The organism is Pseudomonas granadensis, from assembly GCF_900105485.1.
Lineage (GTDB): Bacteria > Pseudomonadota > Gammaproteobacteria > Pseudomonadales > Pseudomonadaceae > Aquipseudomonas > Aquipseudomonas granadensis.
The window spans coordinates 3,129,193-3,139,317 of the sequence record NZ_LT629778.1; the positions used below are offsets into that span (position 1 = coordinate 3,129,193).

Sequence of the window (10,125 nt, forward strand, 5' to 3'; positions counted from 1 at the left end):
TGCGCTGAACTGTAGCGTGCCGGCGCGCGAGCGTCCCGCGCAAATGGCGCGGCTCAGCGGATCAGGCAAGAAATCCAGCGAATCGCGCTACAGCCGTGTGCGCCTGACCGGGACAATGGGCGTTTCGCGCAACACAGGATTCACACAATGACCGCGACCCTACCCACCCCGCCGCAACCGCACGCCTCATGGGGCGCGGTATTCGCCATGTCGCTTGCTGCCTTCGTGCTGGTGGCCTCGGAGTTCATGCCGGTCAGCCTGCTGACGCCGATCGCCAGCGACCTGCACATCAGCGAAGGCCAGGCCGGCCAAGGCATTTCCGTGTCGGGGCTGTTTGCCTTGCTCACCAGTCTGCTGATTCCATTGCTGGCGGCTCGGGTTGATCGCAAGCCGCTGCTGCTGTCGCTGACCGGGTTAATGATCGTCTCCGGCAGCGTGGTCGCGTTCGCACCGAACTACCCAGTGTTCATGCTCGGTCGCGCGCTGATCGGTGTGGCAATTGGTGGCTTCTGGTCGCTTTCGGCAGCGACAGCGATGCGTTTGGTGCCGGATGAACAGGTCACGCGAGCGATGGCGATCGTCAACGGCGGTAATGCGCTGGCAACCGTGATTGCCGCGCCGCTGGGCAGTTTTCTCGGATCGTTGATCGGCTGGCGCGGGGCGTTTTTCTGCGTGGTGCCGGTCGCGCTGCTGGCCGGGGCCTGGCTGATGTTCAGTCTGCCGTCGATGAAAGCCGCTGGTGGCGCCGCTTCCGGGAATGTCTTGCGCTTGCTCAAACGCCCGCCGGTGGCGTTGGGCATGCTCGCGGTCAGTGTGTTTTTCATGGGCCAGTTCATGCTGTTTACCTATCTGCGACCGTTCCTTGAAACGGTCACACAGGTCAGTGTTTCGGTGCTTTCGCTGATGTTGCTCGGCCTCGGCGTGGCCGGGCTGGCCGGGACTTTCCTGATCGAAGGGTTTGTAAAAACAAGCCTGCATCGCACGCTGATCGTCATTCCGCTGCTGATGGCGGTGATAGCGATGGCGTTGATTGCCTTCGGCAGTTCAACGGTCATTACCGCAGTCTTGCTCGGTTTGTGGGGTCTGGTGGCAACCGCTGCGCCGGTGGGCTGGTGGACGTGGCTGGCGCGGACCCTGCCGGATGCCGCCGAAGCGGGCGGCGGTCTGATGGTCGCGGTGGTGCAATTGGCTATCGCCTCAGGCGCGATTGTCGGCGGCGTGTTGTTCGACATGAGCGGCTATCGCGCGACGTTCGAATCCAGCGCCGGGTTGCTCGTCGTAGCGGCAGTGCTGGCGTTGCTCGCCGCGCGTGCGGCCTCACGGGCGCCCCAGCCATCGATGACCCTGACCTGACTCGTCGTCCCGAATCCTCAAACGACAAAAGCCCGCTTTCAAAGCGGGCTTTGTTGTACAGCGATACCGACTACTTCTGCTTTGCAGTCAGCGCCGTATAGCTGTTCATCAGGTTGCGGTAGTTGGGGATGCGCTGTGACAGCAGGTTGCCCAAGCCTTCGATATCGTTGCGCCAGTCGCGGTGCAGCTCACAGGCCACCGAGAACCAGTTCATCATTTGTGCGCCGGCCTGGGTCATGCGGTTCCATGCGGCTTGTTGCACGGTGGTGTTGAAGGTGCCCGAAGCATCGGTGACCACAAACACATCAAAACCTTCCGCCAATGCCGACAGCGTCGGGAACGCTACGCAGACATCGGTGACCACGCCGGCGATGATGATCTGCTTGCGGCCGGTGGCCTTGATCGCTTTGACGAAGTCTTCGTTGTCCCAGGCGTTGATCTGGCCCGGGCGAGCGATGTACGGCGCGTCCGGGAACATTTCTTTCAGTTCCGGGACCAGCGGGCCGTTCGGGCCTTGTTCGAAACTGGTGGTGAGAATGGTCGGCAGTTCGAAGAACTTCGCCAAGTCGGCCAGGGCCAGCACGTTGTTCTTGAACTCGTTGGGCGAGAAGTCCTGCACCAGGGAAATCAGACCCGTCTGGTGGTCAACCAGCAGCACGATGGCGTCGTCTTTGTTCAGGCGGTTGTAGGTTGGAGTGGTCATGGTGTGCGTCCCTTTTCAAGTTTGAAGTGTGTTGTTGCGTTCAAGTTGGGTACAGATTACTGACCCATCGAAAAGGGATAAATCGGCTGAAACGCGTTTCACTGTCCACTGAAAACGGACAATGCAGCGGGCTGACCCACGCCATTTGTCCAGGCACCTGTTAACTTCATGGAACACATCGGCGCAGCCCGGCATCACTCGTCTAGCAACACAGCCACTTCATCCGATCGAGATTGTGGAGGTATTCATGCCTGTCGATATCAGCCGTTTGATGATCACCACGCCCGCTGCCACCTCGCCGACCAACCCCGTTGCACTCGAACTGATAGGCGATGAGGCCTTGCGTCGCTTGCCTGAAATCATCAGCCGCCAGCCCGATGGCAGCATCCGTTTCAGCGCGCCAACCCTTGGCGCTTCAAGCAAAAGCACCCATCGCACCCGTTGCGAATGGAAAGAGCCGGTGTACTGGACGCTGGAAAGCGCAGCGCTACACGTCAATCGCCAGCGCATGACGCTCACGCAGGTCAATTCCGCGCAAAAGGTGGTGATTGCGCAGATGCACGTCAAGGACGACGACGGCCCGGTGATCAAGGTGTTCTGGAACAAGAACCGCATCACTTGGGGTTTTCGCCAGAGCTTCAACCAGCCCGACCCGGTCAACAGCACGATCGCCAGCAATATTGGCCTCAACGTGCCCTTCACGGTCGAGATCAACGTCAGTGCCGCGGGGCTGGTCAACGTGCTGGTGATCTGCAACGGCGTGACCACCTCGGCGCCGCCGCAGCAAATGGACAGCAGTTGGGCCAGCCAGCGTTTCAACTTTCATGGCGGTGTCTACAACCAGATCGATTACAGCGCGACCACGGCGGCCACCGATGGCTCGGTCTGTCTGATCCACGACTTGTTGATCAGCCATTAATCGTTCGACCGCTTATCGGGCAACTGTAAAACAATCAAAACGATTCACGCTTTGGCGTTATCGGAATAAGTGTCCGTTGCGTTAACGGACAGCAAGTTAACCCTCACTGTTGTCGGAGAACCATCATGACTACCGGTAATAAGAATCAGGGCAATAACAAGACCTCCACCAGCGATAAAAAGGGCTCATCGGGCAGCGGCAATGGCGGCAACTTTGCCAACGACCGCGAAAAAGCCTCGGAAGCCGGCCGTAAGGGCGGGCAACAGAGCCATGGCGGCGGACGCAAGTCTTAAACGCCAGCTCGGGGGTGGCGCTGCTGCCCCTTTTACCTTGAGGTCTGCCATGAAAGCGCCCGTCGAAACCCACCACTGCGCCATGCAAATGGAAAAGGCTGAAGAGCCTGCTCACGAAATGGAGCTAAGCTCTCCTCCAGGCCTGACAGTGGCAGAGGATCAGCCTATACAACCTGACAGTGCCCCAGAGCAGCCACGCCCTGTTCCCGCCGTGGCGTCGCGCAGCTGCTACGAGCGCCTGCAAGGCGCCGCCCAGGCCGAGCGCCAGTGCGCAGCCACGCATACCCGGCCGGTTTGCGAGCGAGGCCATTAAGCAAGTTCGCTAATAACCGCCGCCGGTTATCGCATCGTCAAAACGCCATTCAACAGCGAGGTGACTCATGCCCGTTCACGTCATCAATTTCACGGGGCCGATCAACGCTTCCACCTGCGGCCAATTGATCGACAAAGCCTCCATAGCCGTACAGCAAAAAGCCTCGAAGCTGATCGTCAACATCGCCACGATGGGGGGCGAATGCAGTTACGGTTTCACCATGTACAACTTCCTGTTGTCCCTGCCGATTCCGGTGCACACGCATAACCTGGGCACGGTCGAGTCGATGGGCAATATCGTCTTTCTCGCCGGCGAGCGGCGCTCGGCGTGTACCCACAGCAAATTTCTCTTTCACCCGTTTCACTGGCACCTGCAGGGCGCGGTCGATCATTCGCGCATGTCGGAATACGCCATGAGCCTGGATTACGACTTGTACCTGTATGCGCGCATCGTCGCCGAACGCACGGAAGGTGCCCGGGAAACGCTGGAAACCGAGAAATACCTGACGGCGGCCCCGCGCATCATCGACCCTTCGCAGGCCATGCTGTGTGGCTTGATCGACGCGATCGAGGCGCCGGTGATTACGGCCGAATCAGTGAATTCGATCATTCACGGTTGACCGCCCCCCACTCCCCCTCAGCCATGCCTGTCGAAACCCGCGAGGTCATCTTTTCTTACACCTTTTGTGGCGCTATCCCACACCATCCGGCGATCCGTGGCCGGCGTCTGCCTGCAGTTTGGTATCATGCGCCGCTTTTACGGTTAACCCCCCGCCAGTCCTGTCGACTGACGGGCTGCAAAAGGCGGTATTAGATGACGGCTTTGTTGACTCGCCGCAAGGTACTTGCGGGAATGGGCGTGCTCGGGCTGGGCCTGCTCGCCGGCTGCGACACCCGCGGCCAACTGTCGTACAAGTACGGCAAGGATCTGAGTAACAAGATCATGGGGCGCACCTTCAAACTTAAGAACACCGACGGCGAAACCATGACGCTGTCGAGCTTTCGCGGCATGATGCCGATGGTGTTCTTCGGTTTCACCCAGTGCCCGGCCGTGTGCCCGACCACCCTCGCCCGCGCGGCGAAAATCAAGAAGCTGATGGGCGCCGACGGCGATCGCTTGCAGGTGATCTTCATCACCCTCGATCCAGAGCGCGACACCCCTGAAATTCTCGACGCCTACATGAAAGCCTTCGACCCGACCTTCGTCGCGCTGTACGGCACGCTTGAGGAAACCCAGGCCACCGCCAAGGAATTCGACGTGTTCTACGAGAAAGTTCCGGCCGGCGACACCTACACCATCTCGCACACCGCGACCAGTTACGTCTACGACTCCAACGGCGGCTTGCGCCTGGGGCTGTCCACATCGCTTTCGGCAGAACAATGCACGGAAGATTTGCTTACTGTTATGGAGGTCTGCTGATGCGTCCTGTCTTGAACCACATCAGACGCGCTGTATGGGGTCTGTCGTTGCTGGGCCTGGCTTTTCAGGCATCGGCGCAAACCACAGTCGACGACGCCTGGGTTCGCGCCACCGTGCCGAACCAAAGCGCCAGCGGCGCGTTCATGACACTCACCGCTGACAGCGACAGCAAGTTGCTCAGCGTGGCTTCACCGGTCGCCAAAGAAGTGCAGATCCACGAAATGACCATGAAGAACGACATCATGAGCATGGGCCCGGTGAAGTCGGTCGACCTGCCGGCCGGCAAAGCGGTCGCGTTTGATCCCAATGGTTATCACGTGATGTTGATGGGTCTGACCGGGCAGCTCAAGGAAGGCGAAAGCGTAACGCTGACCCTGACCGTGGAAAACGCCAAGGGCGAGAAAGAGACCCTCGAGGTGAAGGCGCCGGTGCGTGCGCTGACCAACATGCCAGGGCACGATCACAGCAAGATGCATTGATTGCCGAGTGATCTGAAGGGGCGGCTTGATTGATCAGGCTGCCCCTTTTTTTGTGTCTGAAGGTCCGACCCGGTATTTCACGTCAGCGTATTTCGAAAAAGCACATTAACGATAATCGAAACGCTCGACGGTTATCCGCCCGAACAGCGCCATGCTATTCTCCGACAGAGCAAATGAGGGGTTAAAAAATGACCGAATCAGCCAGTGACAGCGTTGCGAACGAAGTCCGCAAACTCGCTAAAAAGCACAGGGTCGGCGCCGACCGTGACGGTCTGAGTTGCATGGCTGCGACGATTACGCGGCTCGCCGGAGATGCCGTTGAGTTGGACGGTATTGAGCAACTGCTGGTGAACCTGAAACGTAAGGGTGTCCTCAACAAGGCAGAGATAATGGTCTTGCAAGGACGTTACCTCCAGGAAAAACGGCGTTCGAAAGAGCAACTCAGCGCATGACGTTCGACCCCTTTGGCGATTTCGACAGAACGCAGCCCATCGAGTGACCAAGCAAAAAGCCTGCTGTTAACGCAGGCTTTCTTTTGTCTGGCCGAAGGTCCCCTTTTGCATTCTTGATGCGTCATGCGAACCTGAGTGCGTACTTATCGCAATTGCGCTTGATTAAACGCATGTTGAAACGTTGTACTAGGATAGGATCCAAACCTGCAGGAAATTTTACCGGCCAGGGAGCTCACGCCGGGACTGCAAGGATACGAGCCGCTCAATGCCACTCACGGATGAAGACATGAACTCACACCTGTTTCCGCACATCGGCAAGGTCATTGCCAGCACCGGCAGCCGCCATTTCCCGCGCATGCTGCATGACCTGATTAGCACGCAACTGGCGGTGGACGCTACGCATATCCGGCAGATGCGCGTCGAACCGGTGACGCAGCGCTGCGAACCCGAACCGACGAGGGACGCGGCGTTGCGCGCCGACACGCTGTTCAGCGAACACAGCGACCGGCCGCCGCCCGAGACATCGCCACCCGTCGCCGACGCTGCGCAATTGCACCTGACCCGGCGCAAGGACGGTTACCGTTACGTGATTTCGGTGTACCGCAACGATCAGTCGGAACGCTTTTCTGCCCAGGAACGCAGCCTCCTGCAGGACATCTCGCCGGTACTGCTGCCGATGGTCGAAAAACACATCAACGCCGTGCAGCCGCTGGAGATCGACTCGCAAGCTCTTGCACCGAACGCCGAAACCAGTGGCCTGGAGACCCTGCGCCTGCGCTTCAACGAACGCTTGCAGCAACTGGGTTTGAAGCTGTCGAACCGCGAAAGCGCGGTGTGCATCGGCCTGCTCGCCGGGCACACCGCGCCGGAACTGGCCGCGCAGCTGCAGCTCAAGGTCAACACCGTGGAAAGCTACCTCAAGCGCGCGGCGATCAAGCTGGGCATCAGCGGCCGGCATTCGTTGATGAAGTGGATGTATTCGCCGCAGGACAGCGCGGCAGCCTCCACCCCCTGACCCAGTGTGATCAATCTCGCGCCAGCGCTTCGATCGGGTCCAGCCGTGAAGCGTTGCGCGCGGGTACGAAACCGAACACCACGCCGATCAGGGTCGAACAGAACACAGCCGTCAGCACCGAGCCCATGGAAAACACCATCTCCCATTCCTTGATGAACACCGAAAACAGATGGCCGATGGCATACGACAGGGAAATGCCGATGGCGCCACCGAGCAGACAGACCATCACCGCTTCCACCAGAAACTGCTGACGAATGTCCGACTGGCGCGCGCCCACCGCCATGCGAATGCCGATCTCGCGGGTCCGTTCGGTCACGGAAACCAGCATGATGTTCATCACGCCGATGCCGCCGACCACCAGCGAAATCACCGCAATCAGTGACAATAGCAACGCCAGCGAGCGGCTGGTTTTCTGCACGGTCTGCATGATGCTGTCGAGGTTGTTGGTAAAGAAATCCTTGCTGCCGTGGCGCTGCAACATCAGTTTGTTGACGTTGTCTTCCACCACCTTGCTCGGCTGGCCGTCCTTGATGCGCACGCTGATGCTGTCCAGATAGCGCTGGCCCAGCAGCCGCCCGGCAGCGGTTTCGTAGGGCACCCAGACGTTGAGCGACTTGCTCGCGGCAAACAGGTTCTTGTTCTCCGCCGCGACGCCGATCACGGTGCACGGCAGATTACCGATCAGGATCACCTGCCCCAGCGGATCGACCTGCTCGCCGAACAGGCGCTGACGGGTTTTGTGATCAATGACCACCACCTGAGCCTGACGCCGCGCATCGCTTTCGCTGAAATGAATGCCCGCCGCCATTTTGATCCCGCGCACCTGGAAATACAGATCGCTGACGCCGTTGACCTGGGCATCGACATCGATATTGCGGTAACGCAGCAGCAGATTGCGGCCCACCACCGGAGTCGCGCTGTCGACGTAATACAGTTGATTGAGCGCCGCGACATCGGCGGGCACCAGGGTTTCGATGGCGGCGGATCGGCTGTCGCCGAAACTGGTCCCGGAATAGATATCGATGGTGTTGCTGCCGATCGCCTGAATGTCCTTGAGCACATAGCGCTTGGCACCCTCGCCGATCGCCGAAATCGACACCACCGAAGTGATGCCGATGACGATACCGAGCATGGTCAGCAAGGTGCGCATGCGATGTGAAATCAACGCGACCCAGGCCATGTTGAAGGCTTCCTTGAACAGCCCGAGGCTGGCGACCAGACGCCGAGCTGCGGTGGCTTGCGGCGCCACGCGGTCGTCGTTGACCGATGCTTCGCCGTCGGGGACATTGCGCCGGTCGCTGAGGATCTCGCCGTCGCTGACTTCAATGATGCGCTGGGCATTGGCCGCTACTTTCGGGTCGTGGGTCACCAGGATCACCGTGTGCCCGGCGGCGTGCAGCTCCTGCAGAATGTGCATGACCTCCTTGCCGCTGGTCGTGTCGAGGGCACCGGTCGGCTCATCGGCAAGGATCACTTCACCGCCGTTCATCAAGGCGCGAGCAATACTGACGCGCTGCTGCTGGCCGCCAGACAGCTGGCTGGGCCGGTGCGTCAGGTGCCGCTCCAGACCCAGCCGCGCCAACAGCTCGCGGGCGCGGGCGTGGCGTTGCGGCTCCGGGGTGCCGGCGTAAATCGCCGGGATCTCGACGTTGTGCATGGCACTCAGATGCGGCAGCAAGTGATAGCGCTGGAAAATGAACCCGAAATAATCGCGGCGCAGTTCTGCCAGCGCCTCACTGCCGAGGTCGCGGGTTTCCCGGCCGTTGATCCTGTAACTGCCGGCGGTGGCGTAATCGAGACAGCCAAGGATGTTCATCAGCGTCGATTTGCCGGAGCCGGACGCACCGATGATCGCCACCATTTCCCCGGCGTGTATCGTCAGGTCAATGTCTTTCAGCGCCAGAAACTCGCGATCGCCAGCAATGAAGCTACGGGTGATGCCACTCAATTGCAGCAGGGCTTCGGCCATGATCAGGACCCCGCCACAGCGGACACCGGATCACCGATCACCACGCGATCACCTTCGACCAGACCTTCGTTGATCTGCACCTTGACGTTGTTGTTGATGCCGACCTGCACGGTGCGTGGCTGGGCCTGCCCCTTGGCATCGAGCACACGCACCGGATAGCTGCCGTCACCGTTGCGCGCGCCGAGTGCCGCCACTGGAACCATGAGCACTGACTTCGCCGTGTCGAGCACCACGCGCACCTGCGCGGTCATGGAAATGCGCAAGCGATGATCCGGGTTCGGCACCTCGAACAATGCGTTGTAGAACACCGCGGTGTTCTGCTTCGGCGTGCCGGCCGGCGGGGTTTCGAGGAAGTTCTGGGGTGCCGGCTCAGTGCCGCGCAGCTTGCCGTAATAACGTTTGTCTTCACCGAGAATGGTGAAATACACCTCCTGCCCCGGCGCAATGTGTATCACATCCGCTTCCGACACCTGCGCCTTGACCGTCATGGTGTCCAGATCGGCCAGCTTGAGCAGGATCGGCGCCAACTGGTTAGCGATCACGGTCTGCCCTTCCTGCGTGACGATGCCGACCACATCGCCGTCGATGGGCGCAATGATCCGCGTGTAGGCCAGGTTGACCTTGGCGGTGTCGATCTGGATATGCGCACTCTTGATCTGCGCGTCCAGTGACAGCAGGTTGGCCTGCTGCACTTCGTAATTCGACTGCGCGGTTTCGAAATCCTGGCGGGAGATCGACGCGTCTTCCTGCAAATTCCGGTAACGCTCGAACAAGGCCTTGGTCTGGCGCAGTTGCGCCTGGGTCGCACGTTTTTGCGCTTGCAGGTTTTCTTCATCGACCTGGGCCTGACGCAGGGTGTTCTGCAACACCAGTGGATCGATTTCCGCCAGCCACTGGCCCTTCTTCACCTTGTCGCCCACCTTGACCTTGAGCGACTTCAATTGCCCCGACACCTGCGCGCCGACATCCACCTGCTTGATGCCCTCAAGCAACCCGGTGGCGAGCACCGCGTTCTCGATGTCACCGCGTTCCACCGTGGCCGTCAGGTACTGCGGCGCTTGCGCCGGCGCCTGTACCGCGTACAGCAACAAGCCGGCGACCGCCGCCAGCGCCACACCCAAAGCGACTTTGCGCAACTTCGACTTTTCCATAAATAAACCACAAATCCGTTCAGGGTTGAGCCCGGCCAGCGACCGGGCTGCAAGACGTA

At 60.0% G+C, this 10,125-nt stretch carries 10 protein-coding genes and 1 pseudogene; 8 read left to right on the forward strand and 3 right to left on the reverse strand.

Going from position 1 to position 10,125, the window contains the following annotated elements; all coding sequences use genetic code 11:
- Positions 1-147: 147 nt before the first annotated feature.
- The gene (locus tag BLU52_RS13820; protein WP_231987969.1) at positions 148-1,353 is read left to right on the forward strand and encodes an MFS transporter; all 1,206 of its coding nucleotides are present in this window, start codon (positions 148-150) and stop codon (positions 1,351-1,353) included.
- Between the two features lie 70 nt (positions 1,354-1,423).
- On the opposite strand, the gene ycaC is transcribed toward BLU52_RS13820, so the two are convergent.
- Positions 1,424-2,056, reverse strand: a complete 633-nt coding sequence (ycaC, locus tag BLU52_RS13825) for an isochorismate family cysteine hydrolase YcaC (protein WP_090284049.1) — start codon at positions 2,054-2,056, stop codon at positions 1,424-1,426.
- A 247-nt stretch (positions 2,057-2,303) separates the two neighbouring features.
- Here ycaC and BLU52_RS13830 point away from each other — a divergent pair, with 247 nt between their 5' ends.
- The 7 genes and pseudogenes from BLU52_RS13830 to BLU52_RS13865 all read left to right on the forward strand — a co-directional run bounded on the left by BLU52_RS13830 (position 2,304) and on the right by BLU52_RS13865 (position 6,946).
- The gene (locus BLU52_RS13830) at positions 2,304-2,975 is read left to right on the forward strand and encodes a polysaccharide lyase family 7 protein (protein ID WP_090284051.1); all 672 of its coding nucleotides are present in this window, start codon (positions 2,304-2,306) and stop codon (positions 2,973-2,975) included.
- Between the two features lie 197 nt (positions 2,976-3,172).
- Positions 3,173-3,268 (forward strand): annotated as a pseudogene (locus tag BLU52_RS27265) (general stress protein); the annotation flags it as partial.
- Positions 3,269-3,648: 380 nt separating this feature from the next.
- Positions 3,649-4,200 carry an ATP-dependent Clp protease proteolytic subunit gene (locus BLU52_RS13845; RefSeq protein ID WP_090284056.1) on the forward strand — a complete coding sequence of 184 codons (552 nt, stop codon included), beginning with the start codon at positions 3,649-3,651 and terminating at the stop codon, positions 4,198-4,200.
- Between the two features lie 194 nt (positions 4,201-4,394).
- Positions 4,395-5,000, forward strand: coding sequence for an SCO family protein (locus BLU52_RS13850; RefSeq protein WP_090284058.1), 606 nt, complete (start codon positions 4,395-4,397; stop codon positions 4,998-5,000).
- Entirely contained in the window at positions 5,000-5,479 is a 480-nt protein-coding gene (locus BLU52_RS13855) for a copper chaperone PCu(A)C (RefSeq protein ID WP_090284060.1), read from the forward strand. Before BLU52_RS13850 ends, BLU52_RS13855 begins: the two co-directional genes overlap by 1 nt.
- 188 nt (positions 5,480-5,667) lie before the next feature.
- Positions 5,668-5,931, forward strand: a complete 264-nt coding sequence (locus BLU52_RS13860; RefSeq protein WP_090284062.1) for a hypothetical protein — start codon at positions 5,668-5,670, stop codon at positions 5,929-5,931.
- A gap of 286 nt (positions 5,932-6,217) precedes the next feature.
- Positions 6,218-6,946: a helix-turn-helix transcriptional regulator gene (locus tag BLU52_RS13865; RefSeq protein ID WP_090288561.1), complete on the forward strand. Its 729-nt coding sequence runs from the start codon at positions 6,218-6,220 to the stop codon at positions 6,944-6,946.
- 10 nt (positions 6,947-6,956) lie between these two features.
- Here the strand turns inward: BLU52_RS13865 and BLU52_RS13870 are convergent, their stop codons facing one another.
- Both BLU52_RS13870 and macA read right to left on the reverse strand, forming a co-directional pair.
- On the reverse strand, positions 6,957-8,915 hold the full coding sequence (locus BLU52_RS13870; RefSeq protein WP_090284063.1) for a MacB family efflux pump subunit: 1,959 nt from the start codon (positions 8,913-8,915) through the stop codon (positions 6,957-6,959).
- 2 nt (positions 8,916-8,917) lie between these two features.
- Complete coding sequence (macA, locus tag BLU52_RS13875; protein WP_090284065.1) at positions 8,918-10,066, reverse strand: macrolide transporter subunit MacA; 1,149 nt, start codon at positions 10,064-10,066, stop codon at positions 8,918-8,920.
- Between the last annotated feature and the right edge of the window lie 59 nt (positions 10,067-10,125).

Coding starts and splice junctions, on each gene's coding strand:
- BLU52_RS13860 (WP_090284062.1), top strand. CDS start 5,668: ATGACCGAATCAGCCAGTGACAGCGTTGCGAACGAAGTCCGCAAACTC.
- BLU52_RS13830 (WP_090284051.1), top strand. CDS start 2,304: ATGCCTGTCGATATCAGCCGTTTGATGATCACCACGCCCGCTGCCACC.
- BLU52_RS13870 (WP_090284063.1), bottom strand. CDS start 8,915: ATGGCCGAAGCCCTGCTGCAATTGAGTGGCATCACCCGTAGCTTCATT.
- BLU52_RS13865 (WP_090288561.1), top strand. CDS start 6,218: ATGAACTCACACCTGTTTCCGCACATCGGCAAGGTCATTGCCAGCACC.
- macA (WP_090284065.1), bottom strand. CDS start 10,066: ATGGAAAAGTCGAAGTTGCGCAAAGTCGCTTTGGGTGTGGCGCTGGCG.
- BLU52_RS13845 (WP_090284056.1), top strand. CDS start 3,649: ATGCCCGTTCACGTCATCAATTTCACGGGGCCGATCAACGCTTCCACC.
- BLU52_RS13855 (WP_090284060.1), top strand. CDS start 5,000: ATGCGTCCTGTCTTGAACCACATCAGACGCGCTGTATGGGGTCTGTCG.
- BLU52_RS13850 (WP_090284058.1), top strand. CDS start 4,395: ATGACGGCTTTGTTGACTCGCCGCAAGGTACTTGCGGGAATGGGCGTG.
- BLU52_RS13820 (WP_231987969.1), top strand. CDS start 148: ATGACCGCGACCCTACCCACCCCGCCGCAACCGCACGCCTCATGGGGC.
- ycaC (WP_090284049.1), bottom strand. CDS start 2,056: ATGACCACTCCAACCTACAACCGCCTGAACAAAGACGACGCCATCGTG.